Source organism: Sorangium sp. So ce302 (assembly GCF_051530145.1).
In the GTDB taxonomy this organism is placed as follows: Bacteria; Myxococcota_A; Polyangia; order Polyangiales; family Polyangiaceae; genus Sorangium; species Sorangium cellulosum_B.
In genome coordinates, this window is sequence record NZ_CP150326.1 from 12,220,633 (window position 1) to 12,243,571 (window position 22,939).

The window sequence follows — 22,939 nt, forward strand, 5'->3', positions numbered from 1 at the left end:
CCGTCCGGGGACGGTCGCGCGGTCCCGCGAGACGCACGGCCGGCCCGGGATCCTCGGGAGCGCGGTGGCCTTCGACGGCTGGCACGTGGGCTGCTTTGGGCCGGCGGTGCTGGCCGCGCCAGCGTCCGCTCGCCTTCGCGCGCAGGTCGCCCCGGAGGACGCCGCCGCGCGCTCCGTTCAGGAGCGCGCGGCGGCGGGCCCTCGGCCGCTGCCTTTGGTTTGCTTCGTTGAAAAGGAATGAATCCATGCACAGGTACATGAGGTTCGCTGTCAGTCCCATCCTTGTCTTGCTCGGGTGCGGAGGGGCGCTCGATCCCGACCCAGGCGCCGAGGCCAACGAGCTGGAGCTCATCGAGACCACGGCGCTGGAGCTCGGCTCCGCCTGCAACGAGAGCGATCTGGCCTGGTCCCCCACGGCGACCAACGCCCAGAAGATATGCGCGGTGCCCTGGGAATTTCGGCTCAATTGCTACGCAATGAAGAGCTCCGAGCACTGCGACGTCCTCCAGGAGCCGGAGGAGTGCAAGGTCAACAACAAGGTATGCGACAACCCCGGGCCGACGAACGACGGTGATCCATCGACCGAGCGGCAGGCGATCGAGACGCGCCATTACGGTCCGACGACCGTCTCGTGCCCCGCGACCTCGGTGCACAAGTGCGAACGGGAGCCCATTCCGGGCACGGCTCCGTGCCGGTGGATCACCACCTACAACTGCGATTCGGCGTGCCAGGCGCTGGCGACCGCTGAGAAGAACAGGGTCGACCCGGATGGCCGTCCCAGCGTCACCACGAGCATCGACACCGATCCCCCTCCAGGCAAGATATCTACAGTCAACAACGCCCCCCACAGCCTGAACGGCACGTGCCGGTACACCTTGCACAACTACCCGGTCTGCTACGAGCCTTGCCCGCCGGAGCCGGTCTATGACACCTGCCGCCACAGCTCTCACGGGCTGGCGCCGGCGGGGAGCTGCGGCTCGTCAGGGGAGACGAAGTACATGGCCACCGGCGGCTCGCGCGCGGACATCTCCTATCATTCGGGGCAGATCTGGGGGCAGTCCTTCCTGAAGAACAAGAGCGGATACACCTACCAGACGGAGCCCTTCTGCCGGACCTGCGACAGCCTCCCCCTGTCCGCCAACAGCTCGAACACCGAGGTTCGAGCGAAATTCGATTGCCTCAAGGCCCAGCTGGACGCCTTCCCGACGCTGCCCGCCGCCGCGGGGGGAGCCAACCTCAAGCGAGAGCTCGTCAGCCGCCTGAAGCTCCTCTTCGAGCTGAAAAGCCACCAGCTGACCCAGACCCAGCAGGTCTGGATGCACGCCCTCTACAAGGCCGAGGGCGCGCTTTCGGGCACCTGCGGCACCGCGTTCACCCCGCCCGCGGGCGTGCCCACCTCCTGCGACGCGTCCGGGGCCATGACCTACCTCAACAACTGGATGGCCATGTGCACGCGCATGAGCTCGCCGCACGTGCCGGCGGCCTCCGCCGCGAGCGTGATCTCGGAGTGCGCGCTCGCAGCCGCGAAGGTGGCCGAGGTCTCCGACGAGTGCCAGGGGCAGGCTTACCGGGACGCCTACCACACGATGTGGATGGACCTCTTCGCGCATAGCCTGACCAATTTCAAGCGCGTCGGCGCGGACAAGCTGCCGGACAGCGCGGACGTGCAGCTGCGCCTCCAGCACATCAACGCCTGGTACCACGCGGCGGCCACGCACCTGTATCCCGCGCCCGCGGCGGACGACCGCTTGTGGCGCGAGGCGAGCGACATGCTCCGCCTGTTCTGGCAGGCCGCCTATGACCAATCGCTCGTGAGCTCGGTGACGGGCGGCGATGGCCACCGTACGACCACCGCGACGGCGCTTGATCCGCTCAACACGGGGCTCAAGGTGGACCATGCGGTCGTATCGGCGGCGCTCACGCCCGCGACGCTGCCCCTCGACGGTCCGGTCCTGCTGATGCTGCTGGGCGACGGGCTCCGCGGGCTCCACGAGCGCATGGAGGACTTCAGCCACCTGCACGATCTCGGCTGCCGCTTCAAGGGCTGCGAGGCCGGCGCGGTGCAGACCGAGATGAGCGAGCTCTGGTCGCTGTTCGCCGCCGCGGCGGATCCGGCCAGGCTCCCGGGCGCCCTGACCGCCGCGACCCAGCTGGCCGCCTCCCCGTACGCCGGCCACAGCGGCTGGAGGGACGTGTTCAACAAGCTCTCCCAGAAACACGCCACCTTCCAGGCCGCCGTGACCAGCAGCCTCGGCGTGGCCACCTACTCTCCGTCGCTGCTCACCGAGCCCGATCCCGGCCGGCTATCGCCCCCGGTCGTCGCCCTGGCGAAGATGTTCCAGCGGGCCGACGCGGCCACCGACAGCTACGCGCGGATCGGATCCTTCCGGGGCCTGGCGCGGAACACGCTGCGGATGGGCATCCAGGAGTCCAAGCGGGCCGCGCTCGACGCCGAGGTGCAGCGCAGCGAGGCGCTGCTCACCGCGGCGAAGGACGATTACGTCGCCCATCGCGCCCAGTACGTCACGAATGTGCTCCAGCAGCTCGACAACGGCTCCGACCGGGAGGAGCTGACGCAGGATCTCGAGAGGAAGGTCCGCGAGTTTTACGAGCTCAACGAGGACCTCGTGGGGCTGAAGGACAACATCGCCATCGACGAGGCGCAGTTCGGCGAGTTCGCCGCCGCCTTCAACACCGCGCGGGAGCAGGAGGCAACGGCGGGAGAGCAGATGATCGAGCGCGCCCCGCCGCAGACGCTGAACCTCACCGGCGGGAGCGCTCGGTACTCGCCGCCCGCGGGCGGGGTGGAGAACGACGTGCTGCGCTTCGCGGTGCAGCGCAATGGCGCGGTCTTCAGCCTTCACGCCGGGAAGGGAGACATCCTGAACCTCACGAGCACGGGGAGCTACGTGCCGAGCTGCGCGCTGCGCACCACGCAACTGCCGGTGCCGTGGGTCCCAGGAGCGACCGCGGGCGTCGTGTCGTCGCCCACTGGCCCTGGCGGCTACCTCGTCACCTACGAGAACGATCGCTTCCAGGCGTACTCCGTCGGGGAGAGCACGTTCGACGGTGTCTCGCAGACCGAGCGCTCCTGCGTGGGAGCTGCCGGGAACCTCGTTGTGAACTTTTATGGTCTGGGGGGCGGCGCCACGGCGACGCTGGACGACTGCTCCGAGCTGACGCACGGCTCGCAGACGACGACCAGCGATCAGCGGGGCTTCGAGCAGCGCACCTCCGCCTCGCTCGCCGCGGGCCTGCGCCTTCCTGGCACGCCCTTCCCGGACGCGCCCGTCGGCAGCCTGCTGCTCGTGGAGCTGCCCCGGGGCGGCATCCTGCGCAGCCAGATCAGGGACGTCCGCGTCCTCCAGGAGCCGAACACCTCGGTCGTGGTGAACAGCAACGAGGCGGATTACTACCTCGTGGTCAACGACAAGGCGGGATGCGGCGCGGATCCCATCGGCGCGGCGTACAACCTCGCCCTGGACATCCAGCACCTGACGCCCTCGGGCGCCGTCGCCCGGGCCATGGGCCAGGCGATGGCCGAGACGCTGACCGAGCTGCGGAATAGCGTCCCGGCGAAGCTGACCCAGGGCGCGGTGACGCCGAGCGAGCTCGGCGCCCTGCGCGCCGCGGCGGACCTCAAGCTGCTCACGAAGTTCGCAGCGGCGTGCCCGGGCTGCGCCGCCTCGCAGATGCCGGACGTGTACCGCTCGCTGTTCGACGCGTTCGTGAGCAAGGAGCTCGCCCAGCTCGAGCGCCGGGTGCAGATCTACGCGCTGGAGCGCGCGATCGAGACGCTGCAGCTCGAGTTTCAGTTCCTGCGCGACGACCTTGCCTCGAACGAGGAGAAGGCGCGGCTGCTCGAGCTGCTGCCGATGTGGAACCTACGCAACCTCGATGGGCACAAGATGCGGGACGGCCTGCGCGCGCTCAGCACGCTGGTCACCGACTACCTCCACCCGGTGATGGACCTGCGGTATCCGGGGACCGCGGGTAACCTGAGGACCCACGCGGCGCTCACCAACCTGGTGAGGGCCGACTGGTCCGCGGCGTTCCCGGAGCTGACCGTCAAGGCGCTCGACGCGGTCACCGCGATCAAGTCCGCCCTGAGCCTGAGCCGGACCACGGACACGAATCCGCACTACACGCTGGTGGCGCTGAGCTTCCCGAAGCCCGTCGCCCCCGGCGAGGAGGACGAGGCGCCGTCGACGTGGAGCACGGCCGACGGCGAGCGCTCCGAGGCCGTGTGGAGCAGCCTGCTGTCGACGGGCAGGTTCACCCTCAAGATCACCCCGGAGGACCTGTACACGAGCGAGGGAGGCAACGGCGGCTGGCTGCAGTGCACGGAGGCCGCGCCCATCCTCCATACGATGGCGTTCTACGTGGTGCGGCCGAACGGCTACAACAACGAGACGCTCAACGGACAGATGAAGCGGGCCGCGGTGCAGTGGGCGAGCACCTTCGATTTCACCGGGGAAGACGTCACGAAGACCTACGTGATGGACAGCCCGGAGTGGCTGGTCGGCTCGCCGCGCGTCCTCTTCGGCGGCGCTGGCAACGCGCTCGCGAAGTTCCAGGAGCACGAGACGCTGAAGGACGAGAGCGACCAGAACATCGCCGGAGACGGCCTGTCGCCCTTCGGCACGATGGAGGTGGACCTGGCCGGCCTCCGCAACGCGCCGAGCCCCCTCGACGACGCGACCGAGCTCGTCGTGACGATGCAGGTCGACCGGCGCACGGTGCTGAGCGCCAGCCAGCCGACGTGGTGCTCGGGCGACACCGAATGACGTGACCGCAGGCCGGGCGCGCAGGGGCAGGACGCCACGGTGAACCACGGGAGCTCCGGGATCCCCCGGCGCTCTCCCGCGCTCCTCCGGTCACGCCGATACGAGATCACGAACTACCCTGGCGTATCACGCCATCACCCTCGAGAACACGAGACTTTCTTTCCGGAGTCTTCCATGAAACAGCTCATGACATCGCTACCATGGCTGGCAGGCGCGTGCGCGGCCCTGCTGGCGAGCAGCGCGGCCGCGCAGCCCAGCTTTTACGATGCGAAGGTGCAGACGCCGCAGCTATCAGCGCCCGCGCGCGGCTCGATCGCGGGGGAGTATGCGCAGATCGCGCTCGGACCTGCGGACGTATCGCGGGGCAGCTTCTCCCTGCCTGGGCCGTTCGACGCGCCCGAGGACCGCGGGCCGCTGCTCGCGTCACCCTTTCCGAGCTATTCACCGGGCGCAGGCATCTCGGAGTGGGGGATGGGTTGGAAAGCCGACTCCTGGTCGGTGTCCCGGTGGCGAGCGCGCGGGGAGCTCGACTTCGCGACCGACGAGCTGACCAGCCCCTGGGGGCGGCTCGTGCGCGGCGCGGACGGGGCGTGGTACCCGGCCGGCCTCGGCGCGCGCGTGCGCGTGGAAGTGTCGGGGACCGCCCTCACCGCGTATCTGCCCGACGGGAGCACGTGGAGTTATGGAGGGAGCTCCACCCACGTGGTCGAGACCCCACGTGGCATCTACTCGTGGCTGCTTCGCGAGGCGACGTCGGCCGAGGGGGAGAAGACGACGTTTGTCTATGCGCGCAGCCCTTCAGGGCGCCCTTACGTCCAGCACGTCAGCTATGGCGGGCGCGGCGGCACCCACCAGGCTCTCATCGAGCTCGGGTACGAGACGTTGTCCAGGCCATTCGTCGATATGCGTTCAGGTATGGAGCAGAAGCTCGACTGGCGAGTGTCCGTCGTACGGGTGTTTGCCCGGCACGCCACCAGCGGGGAGATGGTAGCGCGCTGGCGCTACCTGCTGAACTACCAGGAGGCGGTCCTCGGCCCGGCCTTCTACCTGAGCGAGGTGCAGCAGATCTTCGCCTCGGGCGAGAGGGCGGCGCTCGTGCGGTACCGCTACCACACGGCTTCTGAAGCGCTGGAAGCGGCGGCGTTCCAGCCCGTGCCAAAGCTCTCGGACGCCCTCGCGGCGTGGGGAGACGCTGCGATCCTGCCGTGGCGCGCCACGCTCGTCGACGAGGACGAGGACGGCAGGCTGGATTTCGAGCACAGCCGGAGCCACGCGCTCGCGGTCCAGGAGGAGGCCGGTTTTCGCGTGGAGGAGCTGCCGCCGCGCGGCGCGGGGGTGGAGCCGCTCTGCCGTCCGCCGGAGGGCGACGACAACGAGCCGCGCCTCCTCGCCCGCATGTGGCCCGAGTCCGCGGCGTCGCACGTCGTCCACGTGCAGCCGAACGCGAGCCATACGAGCGCGGACGTCCGCGTGTGCAGGCGCGACGGCACGCTGCTCGCGCAGCAGCGGCTGACGGGCGGCTGGGAGCTCGGGCCCAACACGCGCCTCGTGGACATCAACCGCGACCAGAAGCCCGATCTGCTGCGCGTCTACGAGGGGGGTTACGAGGTGCTGTTCAACGAGAGCAGCCACGAGGGGGCGCTCGCCTTCGGCGCGCCGCGCAGGGGGCGCATCAGCCCGGCGGCCTCGCCGCACACGACGTGGGTGCACGACGTGAACGGCGACACCGTCGCGGACCTCGTGTCCAGGTTCGACGGCGGCTTCGCGGTGTGGCTGGGCAACGGCCAGTCCGGCTTCCAGACGACCGCTCAAGTCTACCCGGTGCGCGACGCCAACGGCGTCCAGATCTCCGATCTGCTCAGGCACTCGGTGACGTTCGTCGATGCCAACCGCGACGGGCTCGCCGACGCTCTCCTGTCGAGCCCTGACGTCGCCGCCCTGCTCGTCAACTCGGGCAGAGATTTCCGGGAGACGCCGGTGCCGGGGCTGCGCTTCTACAACGGCAGCACCAGCGTGGCCGTGGTGGGGGACCTCGCCGGGACGGGCGATACCAGCCTCGCCGTGACGCGCTTCGGCGAGGCGTACGCCCTCCCGGTGGAGCGGCCCGAGACAGGGCTCCTGAAGTCGGCCGACGACGGCAAGGGCACGGTGCTGCGCTTCTCCTACACGCGCAGTCCTGCCGGCCCCGGCGCGCGCCAGCGGTATCCGGTCCTCGAGTCGCTTCAGGTGGAGTCGTCCGGGTACGAGGCGACGGAGTATGTCTATGACTACGCCGGGCCTGTCCACCACAGCGTGGGCGAGTTCCTCGTCGGCTTCGATCTGGTGACCCGCCGGGCGGGCACCGCGACCGAGGAGATGAGCTTCCTCCACGACGACGTGAACGCCGGGCTGCTGCTCTACTCGTCGAAGGAGGACACGCTCTCTCCGCTGCTGCTCGAGTACGGATTCCGGCAGTACGAGGACGCGATGTTCCAGGGCCTCCCGTTCAAGCGGCTGAAGCTCGCGGAGAACGGCTGGCAGGACGCGTCGAGCGCGCTGGGCGCCCCCGTGAGCGAGGTGTCGGAGGTCCTCGAGTACACGGGCGAGCTGTGCCCGACGCGGACGCGGCGGACGACGGCCTCGGGCACGCTGGAGACGCAGCTGACGCTCGCGTCGCCCGCCGCCCTCACGAGGCACCTGCATTGCCTGGAAGGCGCGGCCGCGCTCACCGGGACGCACGAACGGCCCGAGCTCGATTTCCGGCACGAGGTGCAGCTGTCGCGCAACGACATCGGCCTCCTGGAGCAGGTGAAAACCGTGGAGCCTGGGGGCGGCGATCAGCTCGTGCACCAATCTGTGGTGTACAACCCGGACTTCACGGTGCAGAGCGTCTCGGCGCCGGGTCGGGGCACGACGACGGTCGCGTACGATCCGGCGCACAAGCTGCTCCAGCGGGTGACCGCGCCCGACGGGGTCGCTGTCGAGGTCACCGAGCGGCACCCCGTCCGCGACGAGGTGCTGGCGCTGACCACCATGCGGGCTGCCAGGCATTCCACGCAGTGGTTCCGTTACGATGGCCAGGAGCGGCTCGCCAAGCAGTGGAGCGACCAGGGCGCGGGGAGCGAGGCGGACCCCCAGCTCCAGCTCAGGTATGTCTATGCGACGGCCACCCGGCCGGGGAGCATCGCGGCCACGGCGCTCGTGGACGCGAGCGCGGGGGCGAAGCTGGACACGCTGCAGTACTTCACGGCAGCGGGCGAGATCGTGGCCGAGGCGTCGCGCGTCGGCGCCAGGTGGGTGTTCGACGGCGTGATCACGCGCGATCCCGGCCTGAGGACCGTCACGCACCACACGCGACCCTCGCTGCTGCTGAAGCTCCCCCTGACGAATGTGAGCTACACCCAGCTCCTGCAAGGGGCCGAGTGGACCGGCAGCGTGCGAGCGGACGTGTGGGGAACCCAGGTGGCGGCGCTCGAGCGCTTGCACGCCGACGTGGAGCGCGACGTGCGCGAGTCGCTGAGCGTCGGGCCGGACGGCGTCGTGTCCAGCGTCAAGGACAACCTCTCCGAGGGCGGGGCGCTTCCGCCGGCGCGCAGCTGGAAGGACGCGGGTGGGCGCATCCACGCGGTTGAAGACGAGGCCGGCAACCGCACCGAGTTTGTGCACGACGCGCTGGGGCGGCTCCGGGAGGTCGCGCTGCCGGACGGGTCGGGCCATCGCGTGACGTACGATGTCCACGGCCGCGTCGAGCGTGTGGAGCGCGACGGCATCGCCACGGTCGCGTACGAGTACGACCCCGACACGGGCCTGCTCGTGGCCAAGCACTTCCTGTCGCAGGGCGGTGAGGAGGTGCGCTCCGAGCGCTGGCAGCACGACGCCATCGGCCGCGCGACACACGAGGTGCACACGGACGCTGCGTCGGGGGACACGCAGACGTACCGCTTCTATTACGACGGCGCGACACCGGATCAACCCGCGGCGAACGACTCGCCGGGGCTGCTCACGGCGGTGACCGGCGAGGGGTACACCAAGCTGTTCGCGCACCGGGCCGACGGGAAGATCGTGCGGAGCACGTTGACGCTGGCCGGCTGGCGCACGGTGGAGACCGAGGTGGTGCGGTACACCGAGAACGACGAGATCGCCGAGGAGACGACCACCGTGAAGGACGGCAGCGGGCAGGTGCTGTCGGCCGTGACGAAGCGGTACGGATGGACCACGTATGGGGCGCTGAGCTCGATGCGCGTCAACGGCCAGCCGCTGGCGACGTTCGGGTACAACGCGCTGGGGCAGCTCGACGAGGTGCGCTTTGGTAGTGCGGGCACGGTCGCCTTCGGCTACGACCCGCTGACACAGGAGCGCGTGAGCGTGGCGCAGACGACGGCGGCGCAGGCGACGTCGGTCGGGTGGCGGTTCAACAGCCGCGGGCTCACCGACGCCGAGGAGGTGGCGATAGGCGCGAGCCGGTGGACGCGGCAGTACGACTACTCGGCCGAGGGGTTCCTGAGCGCGGCCGAGGACGCGGCGGCGACGTACGCGTACACGTTCGATGCGAGCGGGCTGCCCACGTCGATCACCGAGGCGGGCAGCACGCGGACGCTGGTATCGCACGGAGACACGCTGGTTGCCGGGAGCGTCGTGCACACGTTCGACGCGCTCGGTCGGACCGTGATGAAAGGGGACCTCGCGCTCGCGTATGGCCCGAACGGCCAGGTGGAGAGGGCGACCCGGGGCGCGTCGTCGTGGAGGTTCCTCTATGACGAGGATGGCCAGCGGCTGGCGAAGCTCAGCGCGGCCGGCGCGCCGCTGGCGGCCTACATCGGTGATGACATCTACCTGGACGGCTCCGGGCTGACGGAGCCGGTGCACGTGGGCGGGCAGCTGGTGGGCCTGCTGAAGAACGGCGTCTTCCAGATGCTCGCGGTCGACCGGCGCGGCACCGTGATCGCGGACGCCGGGGGCACGGCGCGGCTGGCATCGCCCTTTGGTAACCGCGCGGTGCATCCGTCCGATGCGGCGGCCGTGGACTACGTGGAGAAGGGCTATGACGCCGATCTGGGTGTGGTCCGCATGGGGGTGCGCGACTACGACCCGACGATCAACCGGTTCACGACGCCGGATACGCTGTTCCTCGAAGAGCCCGACCTGTGCGTCGCCAGCCCTGTCGATTGCAACCTGTACGGGTATGCGCGGAACCGTCCGCTCGACTTTGTCGATCCGGAAGGGACCAACCCTATCGGCATCGGGCAGCAGTTCTTGCAGCGGCTGCTCCCCATGGCTCAGAACGCCGGTCCTGCCGCGGTCCAGTTCGTGAGGCAGGTCGGTCCTGCGGTGGCGCAGGCGGTGAGGACGCGGGGGCCCGCCGCGGTGCAGGCGGTGAGACAGGCCGCGCCTGGCGTCATGCAGATGGCGAGGCGAGCAAACGAGCGCGTGCAGACCCTGGGGAAACAGGCGGTCGAGGTCTCGCAGCGCGGGGCAGCACAGGCCTCCCACCATGCCAGGAATGCGGCTGAGGTCACGAAGCGCGTCATCGCCAAGGTCGCGGGCAAGGCTCAGGCGGCGGCGCCGAGCCAGCCGGCCGCGCCGGCGGTGGCAGCACGGGGGCTACCGAACCTCCCTCAGTCGGCGGGCGCAGCCGCCAACATTACGACGACCAGCAGAATTGGTCAGAGTTCGTATGCCGTTCGGCAAGCTGAAGCGCTAAGCGAGGCCGCCCAGAGAGACGTAGACACGCTCCTTGGCCAGCTTCGAGCGGGTAACATGAACCCTGGGATTGGAACCCGAGCGCTTGGCGGAGGCTTCTTTGAGCTGCGGGGGGCGAATGCAGGCCGGGCTATTGTCAAGCAGACGGGGGAAAGTAGTTTTGATATTGTTGGAAAGTTTCAAGGTCATGTGCGGGGTGACGCAGGGAACAGTGCGATCATTCAAAGGTTGATAGGTGACTATAATGCGCTCTGATGGGTCTGTGAAAGGAAGTTGCACGGTGCGTGAACTCGGTGGCGAGATTTGGGCAGAAATCTCTCGCAGGATCCCTGATGATGAGTTGGACTGGCAGAGAAAGAACAAGATGGTCGACTTGATCATGGGAGTTCTTGCGCGCCATATTGGCAACACTATTGAAAACGATCCGGATCTGCCAGTGTTTCCATCGCCAGTCGATGCTGATGGAGATAGCCCGATGTGAGATGTGGATCCCCGAGCTCGGCGCCGCCCGTATCCTATCCTTATGACATTGAACGCATTCTGGGGAATGGGTATGACGCCGAACTCGGCGTGGTTCGTATTGGGGTGCACGATTACGACCCGGCGATCGACCGGTTCACGACGCCGGATCCGCTGTTCCTCGAAGAGCCCGACCTGTGCCTCGCCGGCCCCGTCGATTGCAAACTCTGCGGGTATGCGCGGAACCGCCCGCTCGACTTCGTCGATCCAGAACGGACCAATCCGGTCCTGATCCAGCAGTTCTTGCAGCGGCTGGGCCCCATCGCTCAGAACGCCGGGCCTGCCGTAGTGCAGGTGGTGAGACAGACCGGGCCCGCCGCGGTGCAAGCGGCGAGACAGGCCGGGCCTGCCATCATGCAGGCAGTGAGGCAGGCGGGGCCTCGCCCGCAGACCATGAGGAGACAGGCCGTCGAGGTCACACGCGTCAACGGCCAGCCGCTGGCGACGTTCGGGTACAACGCGCTGGGGCAGCTCGACGAGGTGCGCTTTGGTAGTGCGGGCATGGTCGCCTTCGGCTACGACCCGCTGACACAGGAGCGCGTGAGCGTGGCGCAGACGACGGCGGCGCAGGCGACGTCGGTCGGGTGGCGGTTCAACAGCCGCGGGCTCACCGACGCCGAGGAGGTGGCGATAGGCGCGAGCCGGTGGACGCGGCAGTACGACTGCTCGGCCGAGGGGTTCCTGAGCGCGGCCGAGGACGCGGCGGCGACGTACGCGTACACGTTCGATGCGAGCGGGCTGCCCACGTCGATCACCGAGGCGGGCAGCACGCGGACGCTGGTATCGCACGGAGACACGCTGGTTGCCGGGAGCGTCGTGCACACGTTCGACGCGCTCGGCCGGACCGTGATGAAAGGGGACCTCGCGCTCGCGTATGGCCCGAACGGCCAGGTGGAGACGGCGAGCCGAGGCGGCTCGTCGTGGAGGTTCCTCTATGACGAGGATGGCCAGCGGCTGGCGAAGCTCACGGGGGAGGGCGAGCCGCTGGCGGCCTACCTCGATGATGGGAGCTACCTGGACGCCTCCGGGCTGATGGAGCCGGTGCATGTGGGCGGGCAGCTGGTGGGCCTGCTGAAGAACGGCGTCTTCCAGATGCTCGCGGTCGATCGGCGGGGCACGGTGATCGCGGACGCCGGGGGCACGGCGCGGCTGGCGTCGCCCTTCGGTAACCGCGCGGTGCATCCGTCGGATGCGGCGGCGGTGGACTACGTGGAGAAGGGGTATGACGCCGAGCTGGGCGTGGTGCGCATGGGGGTGCGCGACTACGACCCGGCGATCAACCGGTTCACGACGCCGGATCCGCTGTTCCTCGAAGCGCCCGACCTGTGCGTCGGCAGCCCCGTCGACTGCAATCTGTACGCGTATGCGCGGAACCGTCCGCTCGACTTCGTCGACCCGGAAGGGACCAATCCTTACCATTACGTGATCCAGATCGCGAATCGGGTGGCCCCCATCGTCCAGAACGCCGGGCCTGCCGTGGTGCAGTACGCGAGGCAGGTCGGTCCTGCGGTGGCGCAGGCGGTGAGGACGCGGGGGCCTGCGGCGGTGCAGGCGGTGAGACAGGCTGCACCTGTCGTCATGCAGATGGCGAGGCAAGCCGGGGCTCGCGTGCAGACCATGGGGAAACAGGCCGTCGAGGTCTCGCAGCGCGGGGCGGCGCAGGCCTCCCACCATGCCAGGAACGCGGTTGAGGTCACGAAGCGCGTCATCGACAAGGTCGCTGGCAAGGCTCAGGCGACGGCGCCGAGCCAGCCGGCCGCGCCTCCAGTTACCGCAAGGAAAGAAGCGGCGATCACGAAGGGTGAGCAAGTCACCGAGCAGGTGATCCGCGAGGCGATGAAGGGGGCTCCGCTGCAGTCGCAACAGGGCGGTGGTGTATCGTTGCGACTCGTTCAACAGTACGTGGATAAGCTGCTCGCTGGAGATGTCGCGCCGGCCATCAAGGTTGACGGCCAGATCATCGTCGATGGTAACCATCGGCACATTGCCGGTCGGATCCTCCAACAGGAACCCACGATTCAGTCGTGGGCCGGCGGGCGTGGTCCAGTGGTTCCATGGGATCAAATCAAGATTTCGACAGAGTGGTGATGCCAATGGTAACTATCAAATGTCAGACTGGTGACGATGTGGTTGTCGGTGCGGACTCGCTTTCGGGGGCGGACCTTTCCGGGTTGAATCTCCATCGGGCCATTCTTGACGGCCAAAATCTTCGAGGGGCAAAGTTCGTTGCCGCCGAGCTTCGTTCCGCATGGATCGAAAGAGCGGATCTGACCGGCTGCGACCTGTCGAACTCGAACCTTTTCAGCGCGGTGGCGACCGATGCGTTGTTCGTAGGCGCACAGCTTCGCGCAGCGGTGCTTTCCGCCGGAACATTCGATCGCGCGGACTTCACGAATGCCGATCTCCAGAGCGCCAGAGTTGGGCAGGCGAGCTTTAGGGGGGCAAAGTTGGGCGGAGCAAACCTCCGCTGCCAAGGCTTGGAGAAGGCTGAGTTGGAGCAGGCAGAGGCGGATCCCTCGACGAGATGGCCTGACGGTTTCGTGCCCGAAGCTCACGGCGTGATCATGCGAAACCGCGCAGAGTGATCCCTCCCCACACCAGCGCGTGGAGCGCGACGGCATCGCCACGGTCGCGTACGAGTACGACCCCGACACGGGCCTGCTCGTGGCCAAGCACTTCCTGTCGCAGGGCGGTGAGGAGGTGCGCTCCGAGCGCTGGCAGCACGACGCCATCGGCCGCGCGACACACGAGGTGCACACCGACGCTGCGTCGGGGGACACGCAGACGTACCGCTTCTATTACGACGGCGCGACACCGGATCAACCCGCGGCGAACGACTCGCCGGGGCTGCTCACGGCGGTGACCGGCGAGGGGTACACCAAGCTGTTCGCGCACCGGGCCGACGGGCAGATCGTCCGGAGCACGCTGACGCTGGACGGCTGGCGCACGGTGGAGACCGAGGTGGTGCGGTACGCCGAGAACGACGAGATTGCCGAGGAGACGACCACCGTGAAGGACGGCAGCGGGCAGGTGCTGTCGGCCGTGACGAAGCGGTACGGATGGACCACGTATGGGGCGCTGAGCACGATGCGCGTCAACGGCCAGCCGCTGGCGACGTTCGGGTACAACGCGCTGGGGCAGCTCGACGAGGTGCGCTTTGGTAGTGCGGGCATGGTCGCCTTCGGCTACGACCCGCTGACACAGGAGCGCGTGAGCGTGGCGCAGACGACGGCGGCGCAGGCGACGTCGGTCGGGTGGCGGTTCAACAGCCGCGGGCTCACCGACACCGAGGAGGTGGCGATCGGCGCGAGCCGGTGGACGAGGCAGTACGACTACTCGGCCGAGGGGTTCCTGAGCGCGGCCGAGGACGCGGCGGCGACGTACGCGTACACGTTCGATGCGAGCGGGCTGCCCACGTCGATCACCGAGGCGGGCAGCACGCGGACGCTGGTATCGCACGGAGACACGCTGGTTGCCGGGAGCGTCGTGCACACGTTCGACGCGCTCGGTCGGACCGTGATGAAAGGGGACCTCGCGCTCGCGTATGGCCCGAACGGCCAGGTGGAGAGGGCGACCCGGGGCGCGTCGTCGTGGAGGTTCCTCTATGACGAGGACGGCCAGCGGCTAGTGAAGCTCAGCGCGGCCGGCGCGCCGCTGGCGGCCTATATCGGTGATGACATCTACCTGGACGGCTCCGGGCTGACGGAGCCGGTGCACGTGGGCGGGCAGCTGGTGGGCCTGCTGAAGAACGGCGTCTTCCAGATGCTCGCGGTCGACCGGCGCGGCACCGTGATCGCGGACGCCGGGGGCACGGCGCGGCTGGCATCGCCCTTTGGTAACCGCGCGGTGCATCCGTCCGATGCGGCGGCCGTGGACTACGTGGAGAAGGGCTATGACGCCGATCTGGGTGTGGTCCGCATGGGGGTGCGCGACTACGACCCGACGATCAACCGGTTCACGACGCCGGATCCGCTGTTCCTCGAAGAGCCCGACCTGTGCCTCGCCAGCCCTGTCGATTGCAACCTGTACGGGTATGCGCGGAACCGTCCGCTCGACTTCGTCGACTCGGAAGGGACCAACCCTGTCATGCACTTCCTGCAGCAGACCGCGCAGCGGGTGGCCCCCATCGTCCAGAACGCCGGGCCTGTCGTGGTGCAGTACGCGAGGCAGGTCGGTCCTGCCGTGGCGCAGGCGGTGAGGACGCGGGGGCCTGCGGCGGTGCAGGCGTTGACCAGGGCCGCACCTGTCGTCATGCAGATGGCGAGGCAAGCCGGGGCTCGCGTGCAGACCATGGGGAAACAGGCCGCCGAGGTCACGCAGCGCGGGGCAGCGCAGGCCTCCCACCACGCCAGGAACGCGGCTGAGGTCACGAAGCGCGTCATCGCCAAGGTCGCGGGCAAGCTGCCGACGGCGGCGCCGAGCCAGCCGGCCGCGCCTCCAGTGGCCGCAAGTAGACTGGTCGGTGCGAATGAGCTGAAGACCGCGCTGAGCACTGCGTCAGATGCGTACAAAGGGACGACGCGCCTCGGACACGCGTTGTCAAAGCATGCCGGACGGCATCCTGAGATTTGGGGCAGGATGACGGGCAATCAGAGCACGTGGCACCAACAAGCATTGAATCATTTTAGGGACATTGTGCGAGGACCTGGCGACTTCGCCAAGGTGACGGATCCGAAGACAGGCCTTCAGTGGGTTGAAAAGCGGCTCCCTGATGGTCGAGGTATTCGGCTTAACCAGGATTTTACATTCAATGGGTTCGTGGACTGATGGGACAACTACTGGAAGTTGTGTTCGAGGGGCTGCAAATCTCTGCCGCGCAGGATCTGGTGAACGAGATTGTTGCACGATCGGCTGGCGTCGCTCGTGCGGTGCTTGAAGGCGACGACTGTGATCCGGGTATATCAGTTGCAGACTTGCTTGGTCGCGTGTCTGGTGCAGCGTTGCTGCTGCTCCGTTCGATGGACCTGCCCAAGTATGGGACGCTCGAGGACGTTTCTGTAAGACTGCTGAGATCAGAGGAGTTGATCGATGTGGAGCTAGGTGTCGATTTGGACGATGTCGAGTGCCCGCGCGCCTTGGAGGATGCCCTGTTCTGCTTTGCGGTAGAGATGGCAGAGCGTCACGAGGTGTCTCGCTTTTACGCTGGACTTGAGCCGGCGGCAGATGAGGAAACGCGACTCTTCACGGGCCGAGAGAAGGGGCCATTCCAGTTTCCGAAAAGCTGAGCTGCTGTGGCTTGCTGAAATCGGATCTTCGACGGACGTCGGGTCGAACGAACGCGAGGGGGTCGGATCCATCGCCCGTGCAGTGGGCCCCGCCCAGGATGCGCACCTGGGTAGCTTCACGCGCTAACGGACAACAGGGACCTGGGCCTACCCCGGTGCCATAGAAATGCGATATCCGGGCCCGCCGCGGTGCAAGCGGCGAGACAGGCCGGGCCTGCCGTCATGCAGGCGGTGAGGCAGGCGGGGCCTCGACTGCAGACCATGGGGAGACAGGCCGTCGAGGTCATGACGCGCGGGGCAGCGCAGGCCTCCAACCACGCCAGGAACGCGGCAGAGGCCACGAAGCGCGTCATCGCCAAGGTCGCGGGAGGGAAAGGCGCAGGCGGCGGCGCCAAGGGTACCCGCCGCGCCTCCGGCGGCCGTGAGGGCGGCAGGAGATGTCGCGAGCAACGCAGTTCAGGCTCAACGGCTTCGTGTTCCGCTGGCGACAGACGAAATTCTGAAGGCTCAGCGTATCGGTAGCGGTTTGAAAGGGGACTGGGCACATCGGGCGGCGAGCTTCGTCAGTCGGGAGCCGCTTGAAGCTGGAAAACTTTTCGGTATCCGGGGAGGAAATGGTATGCAGCGAACACTGCTGCAGGCGACGGGCGAAGTGAACGGAGGGGCCGGGATCTTTGAAGACATCCTGGAGCCGAGCAGCGTCGTGTCCCATCAGCGGTTCATTCCCGGTGAGTTCATCAATGGTATGCCCAACCAAAAAGTGGTGCAGTAGAGGTGCAGATGGAACTGGTCGCAGTGAGCATCCCGTATAACTTTATCGAAGGCAGAGTTCGACTGAGCTGGCGCGAGGTTGGTTTTGGTCTCGATGAAAAATTGTTGGATCCGGGGGCGCCAGCCTGTGTCGCGGCTGCCCAGATCGCCGACAGTGATAACTCCGCCTCGGTTCTCGTTGAGCTGGCAGGTTTGGAAGAAGCAGAGAACGATGCGATTCGCACCCATGTGGAGATCCTTGCGAGCGCTGAACCCGAGGAGGATATCGAGGAGATTCGTCGAAAATGGCTCTATCTCGCGTTGGTATGGATATTTGAGCACAGGGAGGAGTTTGCTGACCCGCTGCGGTGCGTCGAGGGAGCGTATGCGGACTTCGGCTATCCAGAACGTGTCGCCTGCTTTATTCGGTATATGCCATCCGATGAGCCGGATCTCGGGAGCGTAATCCTGAACGAGCAGAGGTTGTTCGATAAATGGCGGCAGTATCTCGAAGAGGAATCTAGCAGGTACACCTCATCTTAAGCTTTCTGTGCGGCCCAAACACGGTGGGAGCGGCCCAGCGGCTGTGAACGCAGGCGGCGCGGATCAAGGCGGAGCAGCTGCCTCGAGTTGGGTGCATCCGCTTCGTCCCGCCGAAAAACTGGAACCCCTCCAACCCGGCGAAGGGCCCTGGCGGTGGGGTCATCGACAGGTTCGGCAATGAGTGGGTCAGAGAACCTACCAGACCAGCGGAGAGGCTTTCGAGTGGGACGTGCAGCTCTCCAGCACCGGCAGGGCTCAGCTCGGGTGAGCGTCGCCGCACATGCGACACCTGAACGTGAGCAGCGCCAAGAAGATGGGGGCCCCCGGGCGTCCTCCTGAGCGCGTTCTTTGAGGGGCGACAAACGAAGCCCCCTCAGAAAACTTGTCGAGGTCCTCCGAGGGGGCTCGCCTCCGAGTTGCCAGAAACGGAGGAGCCCATGTTCGATCAATTCACGCTCAAGGGCGAGTTCTTCGCGACGTTGGAGGCCCTGGACCGGGCGATCGCGCGGCGGGTTGCGGCGAGCCGGTGCCCGGCGTGCGGGGGGCCGCTGCACGCGGGCAACTACACCCGCAAGCCGCGGGGCGCGCTCATCGCGCCGGAGGGCGAAGCGTTCGTCGTCCGCTTCAGCTTCTGCTGCGGCCGCGAGGGGTGCCGGCGGCGCGCGACGCCCCCGTCGCTTCGATTCCTCGGCCCACGCGTGTACCTCGGCGTCGTCGTGATCGTGGCGAGCCTCGCCGCGCAGGCGCTCGGCACCGCCGGCGCGCAGCCGACCGGCGTTCCGCGGAGGACGACGCGCCGATGGCTCGCCTGGTGGCGCGGCCCCTTCCTCGCGAAGGAGGTCCTGCTCGCGATCCGCACCCGGCTCGTCGGCGTCGATATCGGCGGGATCCCAAGGTCGATCATCGAACGGCTTCCCGGCACGGCCGACGAGCAGATGGGCACGATGCTCCACCTGCTCGCGCCGCTCACGACGGGCTCGGTCCTCGATGGATCACGTTTTTTGAGGGACATCGCATGACCACGGCGCCACGCAGAAGATGTCATTCGGCGTGGATTCCGCGGTGAGATAGGGTTTCCCCGCCCGGTAGGTCCGTTCGCCGACCGCGCAGGAGACCTCATGAGCCACGAGCACCGGACGCGCGCGCGCCCGCCAAGGGCCCGTCTGCGCCTTTCGATCCGGAGGAGGAATCGATGAGCCACGACGACCAGGCGCCCATGCGCCTGCGCTGGGCGCGGATGCGCTTCTCCATCATCAGCCACCTGCTCGCCTCTCCGCCGGAGCCCGGCGAGCTCGCGAGTCGGATCGCCGAGCTCGCCGCGAAGTCCTGGCGACACCCGACCAAGGGCTCGGTGATCCGGCTCTCGCCCAAGACCATCGAGCGCATGTACTACGCGGCGCGCAGCGCGGATGACCCGATCAGCGTGCTCGCGCGCAAGGTCCCGAAGCACGCCGGCTCGCAGCCGAGAATCACGACAGCGGTCGCGTCCGCGATCGAGAGTCAGTATCGCGATCACCCGCGCTGGACCTGGCAGCTCCACCACGACAACCTCGTCGCGCTCGCAAAGACAACCCCCGCGCTCGACCCGGTGCCCAGCTACACCACAGTGCGCCGTTTCATGAAGGCCCACGGCATGTATCGCATCCAGAGGAGGCGCCAAGGCAGGGCGGTCGAATCGGAGATCGTGCCGCGCGAGACGCGCTCGTACGAGCTGGCCTATGTCAACGCGCTCTGGCACTACGACTTCCACGAGGGCAAGCGAAAGGTCATCACGGCCAGCGGGGAGCTGAAGACACCCTATCTCTTCGGCCTGCTCGACGACTGCTCGCGGGTGTGCTGCCACGCGCAGTGGTACCTCGACTGCGAGAACACCGAGAACCTCGTGCACGGCTTCAGCCAGGGGATCCAGAAGCGGGGGCTGCCGCGCGGCGCCTACAGCGATCGTGGAGGTGCCATGAAGGCCGCCGAGATGCGAGAGGGGCTCGAGCGGCTCGGCATCGCGCAATATCTCACGCTGCCGAACAGCCCTCATCAGAACGGCAAGCAAGAGCACTTCTGGACGCTCGTCGAAGGGCGGCTCATGCCGATGCTCGAGGGCGAACCGAACCTCACGCTCGACTTGCTCAACACCGCGACCCAGGCGTGGGTCGAGCAGGAGTATCACCGCACCGTCCACGGCGAGCTCAAGAAGACTCCGCTCGAACGCTACCTCGAAGGCCCCGACGTGAGCCGCCCGAGCCCCGACTCCGAGGCGCTGCGCCGGGCCTTCCGCATGGAGATCTCGCGCCACCAGCGCCGGAGCGACGGGACGGTCACGATCGAGGGCGTGCGCTTCGAGGTTCCCTCGGCCTACCGAGTGCTCGAACGTCCACGGATTCGTGTCGCGCGCTGGGATCTCTCCAGCGCAGAGCTCGTCGACCCGCGCTCGGGCGCGCACCTCGCCACGCTCTTTCCGCTCGACAAGGAGAGGAACGCGGACCGCGCGCGTCGCGCGCTCACCGAGATCACCGCGCCGCTGGCTCCGTCGAGGAAGCCCCCCGGTATCGCGCCGCTCCTGCGCCAGCTGATGGCCGAGTACGCGGCCACGGGCCTGCCGCCCGCCTACCTGCCCAAGAACACGGAGGAGGATTGACCATGATGAGTCGACTCCTGTCTCTCTACAGTTTGAAGTACATTCCCTTCCGCGCCGATGTACCCGCGGAGGCCCTCTACGTCTCGCCGCCCGTCGACACCTTCCTTCGTCGCGTCGAGCTCGGTTTGGCCCACGGCGGCTTCGCCATGCTCACCGGCGATCCCGGCACGGGCAAGAGCATCGCTTTGCGCCTGCTCGCTGCGCGGCTCGGCGCCCTGACCGACGTGGTGGTCGGCACCATCGAGCATCCCCAGAGCAGGGCCGGCGACTTCTACCGCGAGCTCGGTGATCTCTTCGGAGTCCCGCTCTCGTCCAGCAACCGCTGGGCAGGCTTCAAGGCGCTTCGCGCGCGCTGGGCCGAGCACTTCGCCACGACGCTTCGCCGGCCCGTGCTGATCCTCGATGAGGCGCAGGAGGCGAGCACGCCCGTGCTCAACGAGCTGCGCATCCTCTCCAGCAAGGACTTCGATTCGAGGCAACTGCTCTGCGTGGTCTTCGCCGGCGACTCCCGTCTCCCCGAGCGTCTCCGCACCGCCGAGCTCTTGCCGCTCGGCTCGCGCATCCGTCGCCGGCTCGTCCTCGACTACGCCTCTCGCGACGAGCTGCTCGCTTGCCTCGACCACGTGCTCGCCGCTGCGGGCAACCCCTCCTTGATGACCGCGGAGCTCAAGGCCACGCTCGCCGACCACTCCGCCGGAAACTACCGCGTGCTCATGAACCTCGCCGACGAACTGCTCGCTGCCGCCGCCGAGCGCGAGCTGCCGCGGCTCGACGAGAAGCTCTTTCTCGAGGTCTTCGGCGCGGCCCCGAAGCCCAAGTCCGCGAACCGCAAACGGTGAACCCGGAGGCCCCCATGCCACGCACCACCAACGTCACGCTGCCGATCCCCGAGCCCCTCGCGCTGCTCGACGCGACGCTGCTTTTCCTCATCCAGGTCCTGCTCGCGCAGCACCCCGATCTGCTCGCGCCCCCCGAGGCGCCCGCGCCCCGCAATCCGGGCCTGCGCGCCGCCAGCCGCATCTTCGAGGCCGTCCGCGAGCTCCACGCCGCGCTCGACAGCTACCGCGCCTTCCTCCCTGCCGATCACTCGCGGGCGCTCGGCGACGAGCAGCCCGGCGACGACATCCCGTTTTGAGGCGACCCCGCCCGCGCACGGCTCATCACGCCGTGCGTCCCTCGATCTTCGCGCTCAAAGGCCCTCAAACTTCGTGCTCGTGTCCGTCCTGGCGTCGCGGCCCGGCCATGCCCAACGCCGCGACCGCCATGACGCCGCGCGTCCCTCAATCTTCGTGCTCGGCACCCCCTCAAACTTCGCGAGCACGCTCAAACGTCTCGTTGAAAGGAGAGATCACGCACTGATATGGAGCCGAAATTCGATTTTTACGAGGTTGTATCCATTCTCCCCTGCGATGCAGTCCCGGGGCGGTTGTGGGGCACGTGCGGGGTCGTCGTGGGGCGCTCCGGCGGCGACGGCGTTGAATGGGAGTATGCCATCCAGGCCTTCGCCGACGAGAACTGCTGCTGGCAGCTGGAGGAGCGGTGCCTGCAGACGGAGGGACGGAAGATGTCCAGAGATGACGTGTACACAGGCGAAGTGATGGGCGTGCGCGTCGATCCAGCGACCGGGAAGGGGTCGCCCCGGACATGAGCGACGTCGGGCCGCCTCGCTGACCACATCCGCTTCCTCAGTGCGGCGCGCTGCGCCAGGCGCTGCCCGGCCAGCTCGCCCGTCAGCCCGCCGCCCATCTCACCACCTCCCTGATCCCCCAACTGCCGCGAAGTAGGCTATCGCAGTCCGAAACATTCTCAATTTTTCCGCGAGCAACAGCGGATCGCCGAGCTGCGCATCTGAGAACCAATCGAAGTCAATCGAAGACCTATGGCCCAGGCGCAGCGCCAGGGCGGTGCCGCCGCCGAGGTAAAGGCCGCGAGACGTTGCCGGAGGACCGAGCAGATCCAGGGCCTTCCGTTGTGCTGCGGTGAGGATTCCTCGGTGTAGCTTCATGACCGGTCCTCGAGAACCAAATGGACTTCTTCTTGTCGTCCATCCACAAACGAACGCTCTTCTCCGGAAGCTCCAGGATGAGCTGCCAGAACCGGAGTTGACGCGGAGCGAGCGCGCGCCCCCTGGTTTTGGTCAGAAAGTCGCGTAGCGAGCCGTCTCCCAGCTCGTCCCTGAGCCACCGCCACGTGGACCAGGAGCCGCGACTGAGGAGCCGTTCGATGATCATCGCGCGGTCGGCTTGCCACGTCAGCTCGTCGAAATCGTACTCCCAGAAGAACGGCCGGAGCAGCTCGGGCAGCTTGTCGTTCCCCGAGCGGCGCGCGCGGCCTCTGGTCGGCAGTGTTTCCCCGCGGGGAGCGGGCTTGGGCTCGGACGTCGGGCACACGGTACTGGCACCTTACCATGGTTGCGACGTGTTCACGCGAACGGTCGCCAGATCTCCCGCCCTGCGAGATCCTCATCGTTCTCCCGTCTCCCCTCGCTCACCCCGCGACCTCCAACGCCTCGCCGAGGTGGCGGCGGATGCTTGCCCGCGCCCGGTAGGCCCAGAGGCGGGCCGCCATCTCGGTACACCCGAGCCGCGCCGCGACCTCGTCGAGGCTGTTCCCCTCCTCGGCACCAGCCGGAACGCCTCGACCTGGCGTGCCGGGAGCCCCCCGAGCACCTGCTCGACCGCGCCCGCCATCCGGCGCGCGGCGAGCTCCTCGTCGGGCGGGACCCGCGGCGCGCGTGGGCGTGGCGCCGTCCAGCGTGTCGGGCGCGCCAAGCCGCTCGCGCCGGGCGGAGCGCAGATGCTCGA

16 protein-coding genes and 1 pseudogene are annotated in these 22,939 nt (G+C 67.8%); 15 read left to right on the plus strand and 2 right to left on the minus strand.

Features of this window, described 5'->3' with window-relative positions:
- Positions 1–245 precede the first annotated feature (245 nt).
- The 15 genes from WME73_RS46245 to imm31 all read left to right on the plus strand — a co-directional run bounded on the left by WME73_RS46245 (position 246) and on the right by imm31 (position 21,783).
- Positions 246–4,787: a hypothetical protein gene (locus WME73_RS46245; protein ID WP_437913729.1), complete on the plus strand. Its 4,542-nt coding sequence runs from the start codon at positions 246–248 to the stop codon at positions 4,785–4,787.
- 174 nt (positions 4,788–4,961) lie between these two features.
- Positions 4,962–10,721, plus strand: a complete 5,760-nt coding sequence (locus WME73_RS46250) for an RHS repeat-associated core domain-containing protein (RefSeq protein WP_437913731.1) — start codon at positions 4,962–4,964, stop codon at positions 10,719–10,721.
- A gap of 25 nt (positions 10,722–10,746) precedes the next feature.
- Complete coding sequence (locus WME73_RS46255; RefSeq protein ID WP_437913732.1) at positions 10,747–10,947, plus strand: hypothetical protein; 201 nt, start codon at positions 10,747–10,749, stop codon at positions 10,945–10,947.
- 89 nt (positions 10,948–11,036) lie between these two features.
- Positions 11,037–13,073, plus strand: coding sequence for an RHS repeat-associated core domain-containing protein (locus tag WME73_RS46260; RefSeq protein ID WP_437913733.1), 2,037 nt, complete (start codon positions 11,037–11,039; stop codon positions 13,071–13,073).
- A 5-nt stretch (positions 13,074–13,078) separates the two neighbouring features.
- Entirely contained in the window at positions 13,079–13,570 is a 492-nt protein-coding gene (locus WME73_RS46265; RefSeq protein WP_437913734.1) for a pentapeptide repeat-containing protein, read from the plus strand.
- 19 nt (positions 13,571–13,589) lie between these two features.
- Positions 13,590–15,752, plus strand: coding sequence for an RHS repeat domain-containing protein (locus WME73_RS46270; RefSeq protein ID WP_437913736.1), 2,163 nt, complete (start codon positions 13,590–13,592; stop codon positions 15,750–15,752).
- Positions 15,752–16,210 carry a hypothetical protein gene (locus tag WME73_RS46275; protein ID WP_437913737.1) on the plus strand — a complete coding sequence of 153 codons (459 nt, stop codon included), beginning with the start codon at positions 15,752–15,754 and terminating at the stop codon, positions 16,208–16,210. The genes WME73_RS46270 and WME73_RS46275 overlap by 1 nt, the downstream gene beginning before the upstream one ends.
- Positions 16,211–16,631: 421 nt before the next feature.
- Complete coding sequence (locus tag WME73_RS46280; protein ID WP_437913738.1) at positions 16,632–16,982, plus strand: hypothetical protein; 351 nt, start codon at positions 16,632–16,634, stop codon at positions 16,980–16,982.
- A gap of 8 nt (positions 16,983–16,990) precedes the next feature.
- Positions 16,991–17,503, plus strand: coding sequence for a DUF2247 family protein (locus WME73_RS46285; RefSeq protein WP_437913740.1), 513 nt, complete (start codon positions 16,991–16,993; stop codon positions 17,501–17,503).
- A gap of 62 nt (positions 17,504–17,565) precedes the next feature.
- Positions 17,566–17,796, plus strand: a complete 231-nt coding sequence (locus WME73_RS46290; RefSeq protein ID WP_437917507.1) for a polymorphic toxin type 17 domain-containing protein — start codon at positions 17,566–17,568, stop codon at positions 17,794–17,796.
- Between the two features lie 144 nt (positions 17,797–17,940).
- Complete coding sequence (locus WME73_RS46295; protein ID WP_437743788.1) at positions 17,941–18,522, plus strand: hypothetical protein; 582 nt, start codon at positions 17,941–17,943, stop codon at positions 18,520–18,522.
- A gap of 173 nt (positions 18,523–18,695) precedes the next feature.
- A complete protein-coding gene (locus WME73_RS46300; protein ID WP_437743787.1) occupies positions 18,696–20,135 on the plus strand; it encodes an IS481 family transposase in 1,440 nt (479 codons plus the stop codon).
- 2 nt (positions 20,136–20,137) lie between these two features.
- Positions 20,138–20,974, plus strand: coding sequence for an ExeA family protein (locus tag WME73_RS46305; protein ID WP_437743786.1), 837 nt, complete (start codon positions 20,138–20,140; stop codon positions 20,972–20,974).
- Positions 20,975–20,988: 14 nt separating this feature from the next.
- The gene (locus tag WME73_RS46310; RefSeq protein ID WP_437743785.1) at positions 20,989–21,270 is read left to right on the plus strand and encodes a hypothetical protein; all 282 of its coding nucleotides are present in this window, start codon (positions 20,989–20,991) and stop codon (positions 21,268–21,270) included.
- A 225-nt stretch (positions 21,271–21,495) separates the two neighbouring features.
- A complete protein-coding gene (gene imm31, locus WME73_RS46315) occupies positions 21,496–21,783 on the plus strand; it encodes an Imm31 family immunity protein (RefSeq protein WP_437913741.1) in 288 nt (95 codons plus the stop codon).
- 99 nt (positions 21,784–21,882) lie between these two features.
- On the opposite strand, the gene WME73_RS46320 is transcribed toward imm31, so the two are convergent.
- Positions 21,883–22,140, minus strand: a complete 258-nt coding sequence (locus WME73_RS46320; protein ID WP_437917535.1) for a nucleotidyl transferase AbiEii/AbiGii toxin family protein — start codon at positions 22,138–22,140, stop codon at positions 21,883–21,885.
- Positions 22,141–22,318: 178 nt separating this feature from the next.
- Positions 22,319–22,525, minus strand: a pseudogene (locus WME73_RS46325) (DUF6922 domain-containing protein); the annotation flags it as partial.
- Positions 22,526–22,939 lie beyond the last annotated feature (414 nt).